This window comes from Paraburkholderia translucens (assembly GCF_020881035.1).
GTDB lineage: Bacteria > Pseudomonadota > Gammaproteobacteria > Burkholderiales > Burkholderiaceae > Paraburkholderia > Paraburkholderia translucens.
Window position 1 is genome coordinate 1 of sequence record NZ_JAJITC010000018.1, and the last position, 18,861, is coordinate 18,861.

Genomic DNA, 18,861 nt, shown 5'->3' on the forward strand with positions numbered 1-18,861 from the left:
TGAGCTGCTTGGTGTTCATGAGGCAAGAAAAAGCCCCTAAGAACCAAGTTCAAAGGGGCTTCGAAACAACGCCGGCGTCAGTCTACCCAAACCAAATCGTCAACAGATTAGGCGATGGGCTTGGGTTTGTAGCCGCGTTTCTTTTTGCCGTTCTCAACGGCCCGGCCCGACGCCCACGATTTCGCCCTGATCCAACTTTTCGGCGGTGCTATCCGGAATCACGATGCCCGATGCAGTACGGGTTTCCTGATTCATGTAACGGACGCAAACTTATCTGTTCCGTCCTTCCAGGCAAATGAAAAATGGGAGTCTCGCTGGCACTGTCATGCGGCGATTGCTGACCGAGAGCTGAGTATAAAAAGCGCCCTGTGCGCGCTCCCATAATCGCTTTGCAGAAACTTAACCGGCCGCACGAGATCTGCAATGCACGTAGCGGCCTAAAGACAAAGGTGCGCTACACGATCTGGCGCATATCGTTATCGGCTTTTGTTGGTTGCGGCGCCGTGTTGGTGGCGCTTAGTCTGGAGAGCTGTGAACCTGTCCGGAGACTGTCGATGAGTACGATTCCCGCCGCCCCGCACGACGCCGCCAGCGGCGCCGATGACGCGGAACTCGACGCGCGCTTTGCGCCCTTATTCGAGCGGATTGCCGCCGGCAGCATCGAGCGCGAGCAAAATCGGGAACTCGCCTACGATGCCGTGCGCTGGCTGAAGGAAGCGGGATTTACCGCGTTGCGCGTGCCGAAGCGTTATGGCGGCAGCGGCGTGAGCCTGCCGCAGTTCTTTCGTCTTTTGACGCGCCTCGGCGAGGCCGATTCGAATCTGCCGCAGATCTTGCGGCTGAATTCGGGCTTTATCGAAAGCCGGCTCGAAAGCGATGACGAAGCACTGCGCGAGCGCTGGCTGCCGAAGATCGCCGCGGGCGAAACCGTTGGTGCGGCGATTTCCGAACGTACGGGCAGCACGCACAACACCGTCACACTGGCAGCGGACAAGGGCGGCAACGGCTGGTGGCTGAATGGCGAGAAGTACTACAGCACGGGCACGCTCTACGCGGACTGGATCGACGTTGCCGCGCATGACGGCACCGACGACGTGCGCGTGGTAGTGCGCGCGGACGCACCGGGTGTCGTGCGCATCGACGATTGGGACGGTTTTGGCCAGCGTCTGACGGCGAGCGGCACGACGCGCTTCGAGTCGGTGCATGTGACAGACGATCAGCTGCTGGTGCGTTACAAGGCGTCGGAGCCGCGCCGCAATACTTCATTGACGGCGTTCTATCAGACCGTCCATCTCGCGACGCTGACAGGCATTGCGCGCGCCGTGCTGCGTGACGGCGTGGCCTTTGCGCAGGGGCACACGCGAACCTTCGGCGTACCAGGCCGCTCGAGTCCGCGTGACAACCCGCTTGTGCATCGCGTAGTCGGGCGCCTCGCCAGCCTCGCGTATTCAGCGGAGAGCATCACGGCATCGGTCGCGCGCTCGCTGGAAAGCGCGTATCAGGCGCGACTTGCAGGACGAGCGACGAAGGAAACCTATATTGCCCTAGATATTGAAGCGTACCAGGCGCAGCAGATCGTGATCGAGCAGGTGCTGGAAGCGGCAACGCTGGTGTTCGAAGTGGGCGGCGCCTCAGCAACCAGCGAGACGCGACGGCTGGACCGTCACTGGCGCAATGCGCGCGTGCTGGCTTCGCATAACCCCGCGATCCAGCGCGAAGCGGCGGTCGGCAATTATCATCTGAACGGCACGCCGTCCAACGAACGCTTCAGTCTCGCGCATTCGCGCAGTGAACTGGAGCGCGCAGCAACCGGCCAAGCGGTTGCCGTCAACGGATAACGGCGGATTGAACCGTGGGATGTTCGGCGGTGCGTGAATTCGATGTCGTCGTGATTGCGAGAGTGTGAGGTAGTCCGACCCTCCGACCCACGACGTTAATTGGCGACAAGCACAAATCCAAACAATGTTTGTGCATATCCCAAGCAGTGTCGCGCATATTCGTGCTGCCGGGCCGCGCGGTTTCGAACGGCCGGCTCATGCATCGTCCACGCATTGCAAAGCATTGCACAAATCCTTGTTTGTGCAATGCCGCGTCACTGACTAGATTCAATTGATATTGCCACGAGCAGGAGGGCGCATGATGTCGATGAGCCTCGCATCGCTTTACCGTCTGGCTGTATTTCATCCGTTGGAGTTCGTGCGTCAGCGTGCGCAGGCGCGCTCCGCTCCGGGTGCGCGGGAGCACGTGAGCGCGGACGATCCGGAGCGCCTCGAGCGCATCGCCCGCTATGCGCGCGCGGGATACTTCAACATCGCTGTCACAGCGGATACGTGTCAGATCATCGGCGAAATAGCGCCGGACTGAATGGGTCACCCGCATGCATGGAGGGTAAGCAATGAGCGATGTCGTCATTGAACAGCCGGCCGTCGTCGAAGCCGCCTTGAACTATCTCGTCCCGACGGGAGAAAAGCCCGCTACGTACGCTTATGAGCCGCCTGCTGGTGTCCCGCAGCGCAGTGGCGTGTATCGGACGCAGCGCGTGAATATCGTCAATGCGCGCGTTTCGCCGCCGCCGGGTGGCTTATCGCTGGACCGCAACGGTTTCGAGTTGCGGCAGCACGCAAGCGCGCTCAGCGATTTCTCGGACCCTGCCGCGATAGAACGCATCTACTATCCGGAGTCGGAAGCGCTGCTCAGGCGCTGGACGGGTGCGAAGCGCGCCGTCATCTTCGATCACACGCTGCGCGACAGCCATGCGGCGCGCCCGGGTAACGTGCGCGAGCCGGTCAAGTTCATTCACAACGACCAGACCTTTGTTTCGGGCCCGCGCCGCGTGCGCGATCATTTGCCGCCGCACGAAGCGGAGGAACTGCTCAAGGGCAGGGTGGCGATCGTCAATCTGTGGCGTCCCATCGGATGGACGGTCGAATCGTCGCCGCTGGCGCTGTGCGATGCGCGCAGTATCGCGCCGACTGATCTCGTGCCGTCGGATCTGATCTATCAGGACAAGGTCGGCGAGACCTATGCGTTCGTGTACAACCCGAAGCATCACTGGTACTACTTCCCGCTGATGACGCCGGAAGAAGTGCTGCTGCTGAAAATCTACGATTCCGCTGGCGACGGCGTCGCGCGGCTGACGGCGCATACGGCATTCGATGATCCGTCATCCCCGCCGGATGCACGGCCGCGTCGGAGTATCGAACTGCGCACGCTATTGTTTTTCTGATGCCTGCCTGAGCGTGCACGGGCATTGCGGCCCGGGCGAGACGGTCGCGGGTATCGCGAATCGCGCCGGACGTGGTTCGCGTCAGGCCCGCGATGGCCCGCAACAGCGACGACTTGCCGCAACCGCTTGGTCCAGGCAACGCAACGAGTTCACCCGGCGCGACCGGCAGAACTGGTCGATCTGCAGAAGAGGCAGCGCGGCGCTCATGTCGCGTGCTTGCCCGTGACGTCCGCCGTGACGTCCGGCAGATTGCGAAAGCTCGCGCCCGTATGCCGCGACCCGAGCCGCGCGCCGTTGCCGAACAGCTTGTCGCGCAAGGTGCCCTGTGCATACGCGGTCTTGTAGATGCCGCGCGATTGCAACTCGGGAATGACGAGTTCGATGAAATCTTCGTAGCTTTCAGGTGTGAGCGTGCGCGCGAGATTGAAGCCGTCGATGTCGGCTTCGTCCACCCACGCTTGCAGTGCGTCGGCCACCTGCAAGGGATCGCCGACGATGGTCGTGTAGCGGCCGCCCAGTTGCATCTGTTCGAGCAGATGGCGCACGGTGACGCCGCGCTTGCCATCCGTCGCGCGCTGCACCGACGATTCGATGCCACGCCCTTTGTGACCGCCGGGCGGCGCAAGCTCGTCATCGGGCGCGTAGGTCGAATAGTCGATGCCACTGCCGGCCGAGAAGTGCGCGAGACCCGCCTCGGGGCTCGCATATCGCGCGTATTCGGCGAATTTCTCTTCGGCCTCTTTCTGCGTGCGCCCGACCACGACGGTGATGCCCATGATGATCTTCAGATCGCGCGGGTCGCGTCCGGCTTCGGCGGCTTGCGCGCGCAGCGCGTCGACCAGTTTGCGTGTGCCAGCCTTGCTCTGGCTCGACACGAACACGCACTCGGCGTGACGCACGGCGAACGCCTGGCCGCGCCCCGACGAGCCAGCCTGGAAAAGCACCGGCGTGCGTTGCGGCGAGGGTTCGCTCAGGTGATAGCCTTCGACGTCGTAGTAGCGGCCGTGGTGATGCAGCTTGCGGACCTTCGCGGGATCGGCGAAGACACGCTTATCGCGGTCGCGCAGCACGGCGTCGTCCTGCCAGCTTCCTTCCCAGAGCTTGTACAGCACGTCGAGATACTCGTCGGCGCGATCGTAGCGCTCGTCGTGCGCGATGATTTCGGTGTGGCCCATCGCGCGTGCGGCGCTGTCGAGGTAGCCCGTCACGATGTTCCAGCCGATCCTGCCGTCCGTCAGATGATCGAGCGTGGAGAAGCGCCGCGCGAGCAGATAGGGCGCCTCATAGGTGAGATTCACCGTGATGCCGAAGCCGAGGTGCTGCGTGGCGGCCGCCATCGCGGAGACCAGCATCATGGGATCGTTGACGGGCAGTTGCACTGAGTCCTTCAGCGTGACGTCGACCGATTGCTGATAGATGTCGTAGACACCGACGATATCCGCAATGAACAGGCCGTCGAACAGGCCGCGTTCGAGTAGCTTGGCGAGATCGGTCCAATACGAGAGCTTGCGGTAGTCGGTGGAACGGTCGCGCGGATGCGTCCACAGGCCATGATTGATATGGCCGACGCAGTTCATGTTGAACGCGTTCAGAATGATTTGCTTCTTGCTCATGGGAGGGTGTGCGGCAGGCCTTGGCCCGTTGCACGGGCGTGGCCGGGCGGTGGCGCTCGCATCATGCGCTCAGAGGTTGAAACGCATAGCGTCCCACAGATGAGGCCGGCGGCTAACCATCAAATGAGCATTTGCATTTCGGGTGCGCCGCTGCCCGTTGATGTTGCGTGCTTGCCGCTGCTGCTTCCCCATGCAAAGCTAATCTCTTTTGCTTGTTTTTCGTTTTGCAGGGTACGCCTTACCATTCGTCACTCAAAAATAATGAGGACAGTCATGAGCATGCGAAGCAGACTACGGGGAACCTTGCTGGGCGCGTTGATCGCGATCACGCTGACGGGCGCAGGCATCGGGCCTACGCTTGCTGCGCCGGACCACGGCGGGACGTTGACATGGCTCGTCACGCCCGAGCCGGCGTCCATCGTTCCCCTCACCACGACGGCGGGCGGCAATGCGGAAATCGGCCCGAAGGTGGTCGAAGGCCTGCTCACTTACGACAAGAATCTGAATCCCCAGCCGCTGCTGGCCAGCGCATGGTCAGTCAGCAAAGACGGACTCGAATACCGCTTCACGTTGCGTCAGGGCGTGAAGTGGCACGACGGCAAGCCCTTCACTTCTGCCGACGTTGCGTTTTCGATTTTGACGCTAAAGCAGGTGCATCCGCGCGGGCGCAGCACATTCGCAAACGTCACCGACGTCAAGACGCCGGACCCGTACTCCGCGATCATCCAGTTGTCGAAACCTGCGCCGTTTCTGCTGACGGCACTGTCGGGTTCCGAGTCGCCCATCATCCCCAAACACCTATATGAGGGCACGGACATCGCGTCCAATCCCTACAATAGCGCGCCTGTCGGGACGGGGCCGTTCGTTTTCAAATCGTTTGTCCACGGCAGCCATATTCTGCTGGAGCGCAATCCGGACTACTGGGACAAGCCGAAACCCTATGTCGACAAGATCATCGTGCGCTTTCTGCCGGATGGTGCAGCCCGCGCGGCGGCGCTCGAATCAGGCGCCGCCAATCTCGGCGATCAGGCCATTCCTCTGGCGGATGTCAAACGATTCACGGCGCTGCCCAATTTCAATGTGGACACGACCAACTGGCCTTATGTCAGCAACCATCAGCAGCTGATCTTCAACCTCGACACCCCCGTTCTCAAGGACAAGGCGGTGCGCAAGGCGATCTCACAGGCGGTGGACGTGAATGCCTTGAACCGCGTGGTCTGGTACGGCTACGGTCAGGTTTCGGCGGCGGCCATCGGCGTGGCCAACACGAAGTATCACGATGCCGACATCCACTATTTTCCGTATGACATCGCACAGGCCAATGCAGCGCTGGATGCGGCAGGACTGAAGCGCGGTGCGGACGGGAAGCGCTTCAAGCTGCGGCTGCTGTTCAATCCGTTTCAGGACCCGCGCGCGGCTGACTTCGTGCGCCAGTCGCTCGCGCGGGTCGGCATCGACGCGGAAATCGAAAGCTATGATTTCGCGACTTATGTGAAAAAGGCATATACCGATCGCGCATTCGATATCACGCTGGAAGCGCTCGCCAATGTATTCGATCCGACGGTAGGCGTGCAGCGCGTGTTCTGGTCGAAGAACTTCAAGATCGGCTTGCCGTTTTCCAACGCGGCGCATTATTCGAATCCTGAAGTGGACCGGCTGCTCGAGGCGGCTTCCGTGGAGACGGATGAGACGAGGCGCCGTCAACTATTCATCCAGTTCCAGCAGATCGTGCACGAGGACATTCCGTCGATCGAGTTTGGCGCGAATCCCAACATCACGATCGTTTCGAAGAAAGTGAAGGACTATGCGCCCACGGGCGAAGGCCTGCGGGGCAATTTCGCCGATCTTTACATCCAGCCTTGACGTGTCATGGTTGCGGTACGGAGATGTCATGCCGTACCGCATGCCTGTGTCGCGATCTGCGCCGATGCTTCATCGGTCAACGCCGTTAGCGCAATTCGAACCCAAGCGCATTGAGTGCATCGCGCAGACGGTCGCGGCCATGCAGTGATTCGCGTGTACGCCAGCGCTCGACCGAACGCTGCGTCCACGATGCGTCGGACTGACCCTGCCGAGCCTGGAACCCGGCGAGAATCTCGTCATAGCGTGCGATACCTGCAGGCTGTGCATGCGCGTCGTAACGTTCGCGATGCAGCACGACGGACTGGGGTAAGCGCGGTTTAACCTCTGCACGGCGGGCGGGATCCGCGTATCCGACACAAAGACCGAACACGGGCAACACATGGGGCGGCAGCGCCAGTTCGGCCGCAACCTGTTGAGGCGCGCTGCGGATAGCGCCGATGTAAACCGAGCCGAGACCCAGCGACTCGAGCGCGACCACGGCGTTTTGCGCGGCCAACGCTGCATCGATGACGCCGACCAGCAAGGTCTCGAGATAGTGCAGGCCTTCCGGCTGCACGCCGGCGCGGGCCGCCACCGCTTCGAGTCTGGCCAGGTCGGCGAGCCAAACGAGCAGGAGCGGCGCGTCCCGGACATGCGCCTGATTGCCTGCCAGAACGGACAGGCGACCTTTTCGCTGCGCATCTTGGACGGCGACAACACTCCACGTCTGCAGGTTCGACGAACTCGGCGCCGATTGTGCGGCGGCGATCAGCGCTTCCAGCGTGCCGGCCGGTAATGGGCGCTCGCTGAAAGCCCGCACCGAACGATGCGCGAGCAGCGTTTCCAGCGTGCCGTTCCAGTCCGGCAACGCATCCTTGAAGGGAGTGCCGTAACGTGCCTGAAATGCTGCATCGGCAGTGTCGGAAGCGGGGTGGCGCGTGACGAGTTCGAGCGTGTTTTCGGTGGACATGTTTTCTCGCAAGGTTGCTGATGCAATGGATTGCTTTCGATGCGCCGACACAGCGGCGTCCGGCAAGCCGCGCGCGGTTGCCTCGTCACGATACCTCGCATGGGTTGATTCAACGACCAACGGATCGGCATTTGCATTTGCAAAATGCTTATTTCTCTTGTATCGCCAGGCCAGATATCGTTTAGCGACCTCTTTCGTGTGGCTGTTAAACGTATGCGCTATAACCGCGTGTACACCGCTGTCACTTTCGCCCGTCTGTTCGGCGTATCTGAGCAGGCGGTGGAAGCCGCGCTCGCTACGCTGATTGATGAAGGCAAGGTGCGCGCCTGCAGCAACGCGCGGCGCAACTGGACCCGGCAGCAACGGAGCGCATGCATGCGCGAAACGCCTACGCCTGAGGTCCAGTTCTTATATTTCAGGGAATGCTCATGGCAACAGGTAAGGTCAAGTGGTTCAACGATGCAAAGGGTTTCGGCTTCATCCAGCCGGACGACGGCAGCGATGATCTGTTTGCGCATTATTCCGAAGTGCGCACGGAGGGCTTCAAGTCGCTGAAAGAAGATCAGCGGGTGAGTTTCGAAGTCAGGCAGGGGCCTAAAGGCAGGCAGGCGTCCGATATCAAGCCGCTCTAAGTGGTGGCCTCCCGTTATGGCGGGTTCAGGGGCGGGTATAACGTTGTCCTCTGTTCCTTTAGATGCCGATGCGAGAACTTGGCTTTCACGTCTAGCTCGTGCCTGCTAATCGCGAGCTTTTTGTCCCGGACCTGATCGTCCGGGCCTTTTTTTGGGGCTTCGCTTTTGGTTTGGGGAGGGGATGCGGAATCGCGCGGCCTGCTAGGCCCCGGCAAGGAAATCATCGAAGCCACCAGCGGTAATACAGACATTGCCCTTGCCTATGTGGCAGCGGCACGCGGCATTGCGCTGACTCTCACGATGCAAAAGCCGAAGAAACACCCGTCTCAGTCGAGCCAACTGTACGCACAACGTCTTTCCAGAGAAGAGGGCATGCTTTCAGGGATTTCCTCGAACGCTGCCGGAGTTGCTGCGTGAGCAAGTGCGGCTCGCATATCGCGCCCCCGCGACGGCGCTTGCACTGAACATGCATCTGTACTGGGCAGGCGCAGCGCTGCACCTTTGGCGGCGTGGCGATCGTTCCGCCGAGTGGATTCTGCGCGAGATCGCGGCGGGCAAGGTGTTCGCGGCCGGACATGGCGAGCCGGGCAACGATCTCGGTCTGGCGGATTCATTCGTGAACGCGACGCCGCTAGCGGACGGCGGCTACCGGTTCGATGGCCACAAGGTGCTGACGTCGCTGGCACCCGTGTGGGACTGGCTCGGCGTGCATGGGCGCGACGACAGCGATCCGTCGAACCCGAAGATCGTGCATGCGTTCATCTCGCGTGACAGCAGCGGGCATCGCACGGAGCAGACGTGGGATGCCCTCGGCTTACGCGCCACGCGCAGCGACGACACCTGGCTCGACGGCGCGATCGCTTCGAAGGAGCACGTGACGCGCGTGCTGCCGGCGGGCGACCCCGACGATCCGTTCGTGGACGGCATCCTTGGAGCAGTGCTGCCGGGCCTTGGCGCGGTGTATTACGGCATCGCCAGACGGGCTTTCGATCTGGCGCTTGCATCGGCCACCACACGCCGCTCGCAGGCGCTCGCTGGCCGCACCTATGCATTCAAGCCGCTGACGCAGTGGAGCGTCGCCGAGGCCGCGATCGAACTGGAGAGCATCGAGGCCCTGCTCGAACGAACGGCAGAACACTGGTGGCGCGGCTACGCACCCGGCGAACCATGGCTCGCGAAGCTGCTATCGGCAAAGCAGCATGCTGTCGACGGCGCGTTGCGCGTCGTGAATCTCTCGCTGCAGATCGCAGGGGCGGGGTCGCTTGCACGACGTAACGAACTGGAGCGGCTGTATCGCGACGTGCGCGCGGGCGCGTTCCATCCGCCTAACGCCGATGCGTCGCACGAGGTCATCGGCCAGTCGTGGCTCGGTGTGCTCGAGAAAGTGGGCGCGCCGGCTTGATGTGATGTGAGTCTTGCCCGGTCATCGGGCGGCTCGGAGAGCCGCAGCAGGCTTTCGCCGCCCCGATCGGCAGCGCCCGATTCGAACGCGGGGGCGCTTGCCGCCGGGTCGGGGATGAATCAGCACGCCGCCTGCGAGCGCGCACCAGGGCGTAAGAGAGGAGGTCATCGCTTCGGTTTCCCTTCTGCAATGCCGCCATCAGGCGATACCGCGCAAGCGAGGCAGGCTCGCGGGCGACGGCATCGCCTCGCGGCGAGACTCAGAATTGCTTGCCGATCGAAACGCCCACCACGTCTTCGGCAAGATGCACATTTGCATTGCCGCCCCCGAAGGCCGCGGGAATCGAATTCTCGCCCCTGACTGTCTTCTTGAACGCATGGCCGTAGAAGAAACCGAACGATGTCTTCGCATCGGTCGTCCAGGTTGCACCAAGCGTCGCCTGATCCTGCACGACACCCGGCGCGAGGATGTTCAGGAACGTCTCGGTGCTGGCCACCGGCTGGCTGGAATGACTGTAGCCTGCACGGACCGTCAGATGGGTGTTCACATCGTAGCTGGTGCCGATCTTGATCACGTTCGTATTGCGCCAGCCGAAACCCGGACCATCGGACGAGCCCAGCGCATTGCCCGCAAACAGGTTTGCGAGCGGATTCGCAATCGAATTCACGTTGCCGTAGAGGATGCGCTGAAAGTCGGCCGCCACCGTCCACGCCGGCGTGATCTTCCATGAGAAGCCAATTCCGTAGTTCTCCGGGATGTCGAACGAGCCGCCACCTGCAAAGAGGCCTTTGTATTTATCGAAACTGCCATGAATTTTCGAGGCCCACGTCACGCCGACGGTGAGGGTTGGCGTAATCTCACCGGTATAGCCAAGGTGCACGCCGACGCCGACCGTCGAATCGGCGCCTTGATCGGTGACATGGTCGGGCGCGACCGACATGCGGGTGAACGGCTGCAGCCCGCTTGCCGTGAAGCGTTGGTACGCGATGTTCAGGCCGATGCCGAACGCGTGCCGGTCGAAGAGCTTGTAGGCGATCGTCGGGGAAAGGAACACCTGCTCGAGATCGACGCCGGCCGAACCCGTAGCACCGAACGCTCGATAGGGGTTATGGGCGTAGCCGGTGTCGAGGCCGCCGTTCGCATACAGTGCAAGACCCGCATACGCATTCGGCAGGAACTGGTACGTCACGCCGAATTCGGGCAGCGCGAAAATCGAGCGATTATTACCCGAATAGTCGCCATCGGCACCGTAACTGTTGCCCGCGATTTCAGCACCTCGTTTTGGCAGGAAGAGACTGACGCCGCCATCCAGGCGGTTGCCAACAAAGGCTATGCCTGCAGGATTGGCAGCAGCGGCGAGAGCATCATGGGGCAGGCCGATGCCGACGCCGGCCATACTCTGTGAGGCAGTCCCATAGCCATTGGAAAAATAACCATTTGTGGCCCCTGCAAAGCCCGGTGCTGCCGCGACGACAGCAACGAGTGCGCGAGTGGTCCCTTGTAGCCTCATGCGTTTCCCCGAATAATGTTTGGAATTCCTAGCGGGGACAGAGTCTATTCATCCAGTCTCGCAACTCAAACCAAGTTTTTCACATAAGCATCCAATAGATTATCAAAATATAAGGTGAATATTTCCCGATGAATGCCTCCGATACCACCATCGACCTTCACACCATGCAGGCTTCGGCGGAGAAAGCCTGTGCCCTGCTCAAGGTACTCGCCAATCCGGATCGTTTGCTGGTGATGTGTCGTTTGTCTCAGGGCGAGCTGTCCGTTGGTGAACTGGAGGAGCAGCTCGGCATTCGCCAGCCCACTCTGTCGCAGCAACTGGCCGTCCTTCGCGAAAACGGTTTGGTCAGCGCGCGCCGCGCGAGCAAGAACATCTTCTACTCGGTAGCAAGCTCCCAGGCACTCGCGGTGATGGCGGTGCTCTATGAGCAGTTCTGCGCCGACGCCTGATTCATGCATCCGCGCGAGAACGGGGCTTGCCATTTCGTGGCGCTTTCCACTCGCAGTCATATAGATAGCACCGCCGCTGCTATAGGCGGCGCCATAATAAATCTCTTCGTACTTGATGCTGCGCCACACGCGCTCGACGAATACGTTGTCGCGCCAGGCGCCTTTGCCATCCATCGACAGCCGAATGCCTCGGCCCGGCATAGCCTCGGTGAAGGCTCGCGCTGTGAACTGGGTGCCCTCAGCTGGCAAACGTCAAGCACTTATTCGTCAAAGCTGCGGTCCGCGCGAACAACCGCGCGGAAAATAGCCATCAATCTACTCGTGAACGCGAGCGGCGCTGGCGCGGGTTTCGCGATCCAAAGCGCACCCTGGTGTTTCTCTCTCAAGCTTCGGAGCGATGCGGCAGCACTTCGCACTCAAACGACATTCGCTACGCGCTTCTCTCTATCGCAAACAACTCGCTCAGCGTTTTGACGCGTGGCATCATTTCACCGGGCTCACCGAGAATTTGTCTGCCGTTTGGACCAGCATGCCCAATTGAGAAAGGGGAAATTCACACGTATTCCGCATTGCTTAATGTTTCCTCGCTAGAACACCTTCCTTAATCGCGCTCACAGATCGGGCTTCTCTGTTGTCAGCCAAAACGCACGTTTAACATCGGGTGTGCGACTCATTGCAGTGCATGAACGGCGCATTTCAACGCACCAAAATATTCCTGAATGCACCACAAAGATCAATTCATTCGCCCATACATGGTGCATTGGCTTCACCCGTAATGGATCACGCGTCTTCAACGGCCGAGCCTCGCTCTGAGCCCACCGGTCCGTTCTGGCCGCCACGCCTCTGCGCGCGCACTGGCACCAAAGTTGCTCATACGCCTCCCGGTTGGGCACGCGGCTAACAGCTTTGCCCACACGGCATGCACGCTGGCGCTGTACCTTTTTGGTGACACGCGATACGTCTACGTTTCCAGATGAGACAAGTCCGGCGGACGCAACGCGCCACGAACACCTGAACCGGACACGCCAGTCGGCATCGAGCGTCATCGATCAAAATCAGGACCTGCGACCCCTTGGCGTGGTCTCTCGGGACAGCCCTGCGGCAAAAGCAGCGAATAAAAGTGGTGAACGGAAGAACCCAAATGACGCAAACATTCTTCAACGAGATGTTCGAGCGCGGGGAATTCGACGCTCGTGGCACCACCGCTGCGGCGTTGATGCGCTCAGGCGAACCGCGCGCACACTACCGCGAGTATTTCGAGTGGATGAGCGGCGAGGCCGGGCAGCAGACGCAGAAGAAGCGCGCGGAAGTCGATGCGATTTTCCGGCGCTCGGGTATCACATTCGCGGTCTATGGCGAAAAGGACCAAACGGGCGCCGGTACCGAACGCACGATTCCGTTTGACGTCATTCCGCGCGTTATTCAGGCGCAGGAGTGGAGCAAGCTCGAGCGCGGCCTGCGTCAGCGCGTCAGTGCGCTGAACCGCTTCATCCATGACATCTATCATAAGCAGGAGATCATCAAGCACGGCATCGTTCCCGCGGCCCAGATCTTCTCCAACGCGCAGTACCGTCCGGTCATGCAGGGCGTAAACGTTGCGCGCGATACCTACGCGCATATCGCCGGCATCGATGTCGTGCGCGCCGGAGAGGGCGAGTTCTACGTGCTCGAAGACAATCTGCGCGTGCCGTCCGGGGTCTCTTACATGCTCGAAAACCGCAAAATGATGATGCGGCTTTTTCCCGACCTGTTCGTACGGAACCGCGTCGCGGCCGTCGCGCACTATCCCGACCTGCTGCTCGAGTCGCTGCGCTCGGCGGCGCCCGCGGGCGCGGACAATCCGACGGTCGTGCTGCTCACGCCGGGTATATACAACTCGGCGTACTTCGAACACGCGTTCCTCGCGCAGCAGATGGGCATCGTTCTCGTCGAAGGCCAGGATCTGTTTGTCGAGAACGATTACCTCTACATGCGTACCACGCAGGGCCCGCACCGCGTGGACGTCATCTACCGGCGCGTGGACGACGACTTCCTCGATCCGCTCACCTTCCGGCCCGACTCCACGCTCGGCGTGGCGGGCCTCATGAACGTCTACCGCAAGGGCAACGTTACGCTTTGCAACGCAGTGGGCACAGGCGTGGCCGATGACAAGTCGATCTACCCCTATGTACCCGAAATGGTGCGCTTCTATCTGGGCGAAGAGCCGCTCCTGAACAACGTGCCGACATGGATCTGCCGCAAGCCCGACGATCTCGCGTATGTACTCGACCATCTGCCGGAACTGGTCGTGAAAGAGACGCACGGCGCGGGGGGCTACGGCATGCTGATCGGCCCGGCTTCCACGTCCGCCGAAATCGAGGCGTTTCGCCTCGCACTCGTCGCCAACCCTGACAAATACATCGCACAGCCTACCCTTTCGCTCTCCACCTGCCCGACGTGGGTGGAATCGGGCATTGCGCCGCGCCACATCGACCTGCGGCCGTTCGTACTGTCCGGCAAGGACGTGCGTATGGTACCGGGCGGTCTCACGCGCGTCGCGTTGCGCGAAGGCTCGCTCGTCGTCAACTCGTCGCAGGGGGGCGGCACCAAGGACACCTGGGTGCTGGAACGCTAGAGTGGCCGGACGATCGCGTCCCGCTGGCAGGACAAGCGTGCCGCTGCTTTACTGTGCCTGGTCTGTGTGTGTTCTTCTTGCCTGCTTCTGTACTTCCTGGTCTTGACTGTGTGAGCGCCGACCACCGCGCAGACACGCCCGACCATCTGTCACGTCGAACCGGAGGCTTCATGTTGAGTCGCACCGCCGAACATCTGTTCTGGATGACCCGCCATACCGGCCGCGCGGAAAACCTCGCGCGCGTGCTCGAAGCGCAGCACCAGCTTTCGCTGATCCAGCCGCTGCATGCGAACGACGATACGGCGCTGGAGCGCCACGCCCGCGAGCGCGCCGCGCGCGGCTGGCTCGCGATCCTTGCAAGCGCGGGCGTTGTCGATCGCTACCATCTCGCGCACAAAGGCGTCACGAGCGCCGAGGTCATCGCCTTCATGGTGGCCGACCCGAGCCATCCCGCATCAATCGTCAGTTGCCTGCGCGCCGCGCGCGAGAACGCGCGGACCGTGCGCGGTTGGGCCGCCGAAGAACTGTGGGAAACAATCAACACCACGTGGCTCGACTTGCAGCGCCTGATCGCCGATGGCTTGCAGGCACACGATCCGTCTGCGTTCTTCGAGTGGGTGAGGGCGCGATCGAATCTCGCGCGCGGCGTCCAACTCGCCGCGCCCGTGCAAGACGAAGGGCTCGACTTTCTGCGCCTCGGCGCTGCCATCGAAGGCGCCGACCACATACTGCGCACGCTGGAAGCGCATGGCGACGTCCTTGCAGCCGTTGCGTTCGACTACCATCGCGCCTACGCGCTGCTGCGCGCTGTCTCAGGTGTCGAGGCTTATCGCCGGATCTATCGCGACACGCTTTCGTCCGCGCAGATTGCGTCACTGCTGATCCAGTGTCCGGACTGGCACGGCTCGCTCGCAGCGCGTCTCGATGAAGTTCGGCGCTTGAGCGTCCGGCTGCGCAATAGTCAGTCGGCGCAAACAGAGCGCCTCGCACAGCTGCTTTGCGACGAGGTCCGCCAGGCGCCGGTGGACGAATGGCTCTCGAGCGGCAGGCTGTCCGGCTGGTTCGCGGCGATGATCGTGCGCGTGAACGATCTGGCGCGCCGTGTGGGACGCGATCTGACTCGCCCGCTCGTTCCCGGCCCGGTGGCCGCCGCGGCATAAGGTGCCGCGGGACACCCATCGTCAGCACCACACAGATGCGCACGACTTTACTCATGTTGGTGGATCGGAAGCGTATGCGTGCGGGCGTTTGAGATCGCAGGTTGAGTTCGCAAACGGCGGGACCTTCGCGGCGTTTCGTCAACACCGCAGCCACCTGTCGCAGCTTGTGCAGCAGGCGGCCGCGCAGCGCCGCCTCGTGAGTCCCCGTGCATTCCCGACCGCGGCCGAAGCCATCCACCCCGACCTCGAGGGGTACAACGCGATGGTTCGGGTGGTAGATGAGCTGAATTACCCCTTTACCGCACCCACGGCGATGCCGGACACGATGCGCCGCTGAAACACGACGTAAAGCACGACGATCGGCGCCGCGGCCAGCACAAGACCCGCGCACAACAGCGGCACATTCGTCGTATATTCGCCGCGCAGTGCGGCGATACCGACCATCAACGTGCGCTTGTCCTGAAGCACGAGGAGCGAAATCAATACGTCGTTCCAGCAATACAGCGTGTTCAGAATCCCGAGCGTGACGAGCGCAGGCTTGCCCATCGGCAGCATCACGTACCACCATGCTTGCAGAATGCTCGCGCCATCGATCCGCGCGGCTTCGAGCAGGTCACGCGGCACGCTCGAATAAAACGCGGTCATCAGATACACGCTGAAAGGAAGAAAGAAGGCCGTATAGGAAATGATCAGGCCCACGCGTGTATTCAACAGACCCAAGGCAATAATCGTCTGATAGAACGGCACGAGCACCACCTGCACCGGAATCATCAGCGACGCGAGGATGACCACGAAAATCAGCTTGCGATACGGGAACCGCAGAAATGCGAACGTGAAGCCCGCGAGCGATGAAACGACCAGCAAGCACGCGACCGCACCCACCGTCACGAGTATCGAGTTGACGTAGTACTCGCCAAGATTGGCCTGCACGCAGGCTTGAATGAAGTTCTCGAACGTCGGATGAGCCGCGATGCCGAAACGGTCAAGGATATAGTCACGCGTCGACTTGAACGCGTTGTTGAGCGCAAACGCCAGCGGATAGACGCACGACACGGCGAGCACGGCCATCGGAACGGACAGCGTCCAGAGCACTCGCCGGTCCTGCTTTACGGTGATCGCCATGCCATGAGCCTCAGAGGTTCGCGTTACGGGTCATGATCCGGATCTGCAGCCATGCAATGCCACCCATCAGCGCAAATAGCACCACGGAGATCGCCGCCGCATACGATGGGCGATTCATCTTGCCCTGCTCGATCCAGATCAGGAATTCCGGCAAGGTCGTCGATGTGCCGGGACCCCCATCGGTCAGCACGTAGATGAGTCCGAACATCGACGTCAGCACGCCGACCGTCGTGACGACGGCCACGAATTCGATGATCGGCCGCAGCGTCGGGATGATGATGTAGATCCACGTCTGCCAGAAATTGGCGCCGTCAAGCCGCGCGGCTTCGATCATTTCGTCGGGCACCGTCGACAGGCCCGCCAAGAAGATCAGCACGCCCATGCCGAAGGTCGACCACATCTGCACGCCGATCAGGCTCATGAGTGCGGTCGAACCGTTGCCAAGCCAGTCGACCGCATCGATGCCGAACGTATCGAGCATCGCATTGAGGTTGCCGTCGTATCGCAGGACCACATTGAAGATCGAGCCGATGATCACGCTCGACAACACGGCAGGGAAGAAATAGACCGCACGAAACACCTTGCCGCCCGGCACACCCTGATGAATCAGGATCGCCAGCACCATCGGCAGCATGACCCAGATTGGCAGCGTGGCGAGCAGGATCAGTGTGTTGACCATGGAATCGCGGAACGACGGATCGTGCGCGAGCGCGACGTAGTTCGACACACCGACAAAGCCGACCGCACCCGAAGGCGTCACGCCGAGGAACGACAGCACTGCGCCCCATCCGAGCGGAAAGATGCGGAAGACGATGACGAGCAGCAAAGCGGGAAGCAACAGCACGAACGCCATGCGCTGCTCCGAACGGTCACCGCCCGGCCTGGCCACGGCAGGCGACGCCCTGGATGCGGGCGCCGCGCCGCTCGTCACAGATGCGGAAGATTTCGACATGTCTGGGTCGTATTTCAACGTGCCTTCGAGTGCCACCAATCACCAGCGGCTGGCCCGGTTCGCCTCACTATACACATCACCGCTTTGCCGACGCCTGGACTTCATCCATACGCGCAGCGGCCTTGTCGACCGTCGTATCGCCATTAAGGAGCAGCTGGCTCTGACGGTGCCACTCTTCCATCTCAGCCGCCGATGCGCCGAGGAGCGTCGTCGTCACGGCGGAGTCCTTGAGCCATCCGAGAATGATCTTGACGGTCGGGCCCTTGAACGAAGCGAGGTCGACACTGCTGTTCGCCGGCAGCGCGCCCGCATCGTTGGCGAAGACCTGCAGGGCCGCCGGGCTCGCCAGCTCTTGCACGAGTTGCCTGGCCAGCGCGACATTCTTCGACGCCTTGTTCACGCCGTAGCCGATACCGCCGGACACGGGCACACGGGGATTGTCGGGCGGATTGCCGGCCGCAACGGTTGGCGACGGCATCTTGTAGACACCGAGCTTTTCGGGCGTGAGGAAATTCTCGAACTGCTTCCAGTGCGCGACATCGGAAATCAGGCCGATCGTGTTGCCCGCATCGCCGCGCATGAATTGCTCGTATTCATCCATGAACTTCGTCGTCGAGTTCGCGCCCTTCGGATACCAGCCATCCTTTTGCGTATCGACCCACGCCTGGAGAATTCCCTTGACCTGCGGGCTCGACCACTTGAGCTTGCCCGCCGCGAATTGCGCCTGTTCGTCGGGTGTCATCGATGTCGCGGCCAGCGAGGAGAAGAAGAACTCGGCACCGTAGCCTTCCTTGTTGCCGAGCGCAATGCACGGAATCTTGCCGCCCTTGGCCTTGAAGGCCGCGCAAACGCGCTTGAGATCGTCCCAGTTCTTCGGCGGCTTGTTCGGATCGAGTCCGACCTGCGTGTAGAGGGCCTTGTTGTAATACACGACAAACCCCTGAAGCGTCAGCGGCAATGCATAGGTCTTGCCGCTTGCGTCCTGAAACTCCTTCACCCCGAGCGTGCCTTTGTCGAGCCCGCTGAGATCGACGAGGTCCGACATCCGGGCACGTGCCTGCGCGCCGCCGTTCATCAGGAACACGTCGGGCCCGGCGTTAGCCGACAGCGAGGTGCCCAGGATCGTGTAGTACTGCTCGATCGGCTGGCCGACGAACTTCACCGTGACGCCCGGATGCGAGGCTTCAAAGTCTTTCTTGACCTTCTGGAAATACGTCGACGTAACGGGATCGCTCGACTTCCAGTCCCAGACCGTCAGGGTCTGCGCCGTGGCGGCGGCGAAAAATGTGAGTCCGGCAAGACACACCGCGATGCGTGAGATGAATGGGCTTCGCACAGCTGTCTCCAATGGTTTTTATCTGAAATCCAT

15 protein-coding genes and 5 pseudogenes are annotated in these 18,861 nt (G+C 61.5%); 11 read left to right on the plus strand and 9 right to left on the minus strand.

The annotated features are described in order from the left end of the window. Window positions 1-156: 156 nt before the first annotated feature. Window positions 157-264: pseudogene (locus LJ655_RS25730) on the minus strand (co-chaperone GroES); the annotation flags it as partial. A 290-nt stretch (window positions 265-554) separates the two neighbouring features. Here LJ655_RS25730 and LJ655_RS25735 point away from each other — a divergent pair. From LJ655_RS25735 to LJ655_RS25745, 3 genes are all read left to right on the plus strand, one after another. Next, a complete protein-coding gene (locus tag LJ655_RS25735) occupies window positions 555-1,838 on the plus strand; it encodes an acyl-CoA dehydrogenase family protein (RefSeq protein WP_230564006.1) in 1,284 nt (427 codons plus the stop codon). Between the two features lie 298 nt (window positions 1,839-2,136). Further along, window positions 2,137-2,364, plus strand: coding sequence for a hypothetical protein (locus LJ655_RS25740; RefSeq protein WP_230564007.1), 228 nt, complete (start codon window positions 2,137-2,139; stop codon window positions 2,362-2,364). Window positions 2,365-2,395: 31 nt separating this feature from the next. Then, window positions 2,396-3,226: a CmcJ/NvfI family oxidoreductase gene (locus LJ655_RS25745; protein WP_230564008.1), complete on the plus strand. Its 831-nt coding sequence runs from the start codon at window positions 2,396-2,398 to the stop codon at window positions 3,224-3,226. A 55-nt stretch (window positions 3,227-3,281) separates the two neighbouring features. Here the strand turns inward: LJ655_RS25745 and LJ655_RS25750 are convergent. Both LJ655_RS25750 and LJ655_RS25755 read right to left on the minus strand, forming a co-directional pair. Continuing rightward, window positions 3,282-3,395 (minus strand): annotated as a pseudogene (locus tag LJ655_RS25750) (ATP-binding cassette domain-containing protein); the annotation flags it as partial. 34 nt (window positions 3,396-3,429) lie between these two features. Next, complete coding sequence (locus LJ655_RS25755; RefSeq protein WP_230564009.1) at window positions 3,430-4,839, minus strand: LLM class flavin-dependent oxidoreductase; 1,410 nt, start codon at window positions 4,837-4,839, stop codon at window positions 3,430-3,432. A gap of 273 nt (window positions 4,840-5,112) precedes the next feature. Between LJ655_RS25755 and LJ655_RS25760 the strand changes: the two genes are divergently transcribed. Continuing rightward, the gene (locus tag LJ655_RS25760) at window positions 5,113-6,702 is read left to right on the plus strand and encodes an ABC transporter substrate-binding protein (RefSeq protein ID WP_230564108.1); all 1,590 of its coding nucleotides are present in this window, start codon (window positions 5,113-5,115) and stop codon (window positions 6,700-6,702) included. Window positions 6,703-6,787: 85 nt separating this feature from the next. Here LJ655_RS25760 and LJ655_RS25765 read toward each other — a convergent pair whose 3' ends face one another. Then, a complete protein-coding gene (locus LJ655_RS25765) occupies window positions 6,788-8,014 on the minus strand; it encodes an NADPH-dependent oxidoreductase (RefSeq protein ID WP_230564010.1) in 1,227 nt (408 codons plus the stop codon). Window positions 8,015-8,079: 65 nt separating this feature from the next. Between LJ655_RS25765 and LJ655_RS25770 the strand changes: the two genes are divergently transcribed. The 3 genes and pseudogenes from LJ655_RS25770 to LJ655_RS25780 all read left to right on the plus strand — a co-directional run bounded on the left by LJ655_RS25770 (window position 8,080) and on the right by LJ655_RS25780 (window position 9,685). Continuing rightward, a complete protein-coding gene (locus tag LJ655_RS25770) occupies window positions 8,080-8,283 on the plus strand; it encodes a cold-shock protein (protein ID WP_230564011.1) in 204 nt (67 codons plus the stop codon). A gap of 165 nt (window positions 8,284-8,448) precedes the next feature. Then, a pseudogene (locus LJ655_RS25775) lies at window positions 8,449-8,586 on the plus strand (cysteine synthase A); the annotation flags it as partial. A 103-nt stretch (window positions 8,587-8,689) separates the two neighbouring features. Further along, window positions 8,690-9,685, plus strand: coding sequence for an acyl-CoA dehydrogenase family protein (locus LJ655_RS25780; protein ID WP_230564012.1), 996 nt, complete (start codon window positions 8,690-8,692; stop codon window positions 9,683-9,685). A 259-nt stretch (window positions 9,686-9,944) separates the two neighbouring features. Here the strand turns inward: LJ655_RS25780 and LJ655_RS25785 are convergent, their stop codons facing one another. Continuing rightward, window positions 9,945-11,195 (minus strand): OmpP1/FadL family transporter, encoded by a 1,251-nt coding sequence (locus LJ655_RS25785; RefSeq protein WP_230564013.1) that lies wholly within the window; start codon window positions 11,193-11,195, stop codon window positions 9,945-9,947. Window positions 11,196-11,323: 128 nt separating this feature from the next. On the opposite strand from LJ655_RS25785, the gene LJ655_RS25790 reads away from it, so the two are divergent. Beyond that, on the plus strand, window positions 11,324-11,644 hold the full coding sequence (locus tag LJ655_RS25790; protein ID WP_230564014.1) for an ArsR/SmtB family transcription factor: 321 nt from the start codon (window positions 11,324-11,326) through the stop codon (window positions 11,642-11,644). An 87-nt stretch (window positions 11,645-11,731) separates the two neighbouring features. Here the strand turns inward: LJ655_RS25790 and LJ655_RS25795 are convergent. Then, window positions 11,732-11,884: pseudogene (locus tag LJ655_RS25795) on the minus strand (IS3 family transposase); the annotation flags it as partial. Between LJ655_RS25795 and LJ655_RS25800 the strand changes: the two are divergent. The 3 genes and pseudogenes from LJ655_RS25800 to LJ655_RS25810 all read left to right on the plus strand — a co-directional run. Further along, a pseudogene (locus LJ655_RS25800) lies at window positions 11,881-12,185 on the plus strand (IS6 family transposase); the annotation flags it as partial. The pseudogenes LJ655_RS25795 and LJ655_RS25800 sit on opposite strands and share 4 nt — an antisense overlap. Before the next feature lie 600 nt (window positions 12,186-12,785). Continuing rightward, window positions 12,786-14,258 (plus strand): circularly permuted type 2 ATP-grasp protein, encoded by a 1,473-nt coding sequence (locus LJ655_RS25805; protein ID WP_230564015.1) that lies wholly within the window; start codon window positions 12,786-12,788, stop codon window positions 14,256-14,258. 170 nt (window positions 14,259-14,428) lie between these two features. Further along, a complete protein-coding gene (locus LJ655_RS25810) occupies window positions 14,429-15,418 on the plus strand; it encodes an alpha-E domain-containing protein (RefSeq protein WP_230564016.1) in 990 nt (329 codons plus the stop codon). Window positions 15,419-15,706: 288 nt separating this feature from the next. On the opposite strand, the gene LJ655_RS25815 is transcribed toward LJ655_RS25810, so the two are convergent. From LJ655_RS25815 to LJ655_RS25825, 3 genes are all read right to left on the minus strand, one after another. Beyond that, window positions 15,707-16,540: a carbohydrate ABC transporter permease gene (locus LJ655_RS25815; RefSeq protein ID WP_230564017.1), complete on the minus strand. Its 834-nt coding sequence runs from the start codon at window positions 16,538-16,540 to the stop codon at window positions 15,707-15,709. 10 nt (window positions 16,541-16,550) lie between these two features. Then, on the minus strand, window positions 16,551-17,492 hold the full coding sequence (locus tag LJ655_RS25820) for a carbohydrate ABC transporter permease (RefSeq protein ID WP_230564018.1): 942 nt from the start codon (window positions 17,490-17,492) through the stop codon (window positions 16,551-16,553). A 76-nt stretch (window positions 17,493-17,568) separates the two neighbouring features. Then, window positions 17,569-18,828 carry an ABC transporter substrate-binding protein gene (locus tag LJ655_RS25825; protein ID WP_230564019.1) on the minus strand — a complete coding sequence of 420 codons (1,260 nt, stop codon included), beginning with the start codon at window positions 18,826-18,828 and terminating at the stop codon, window positions 17,569-17,571. Between the last annotated feature and the right edge of the window lie 33 nt (window positions 18,829-18,861).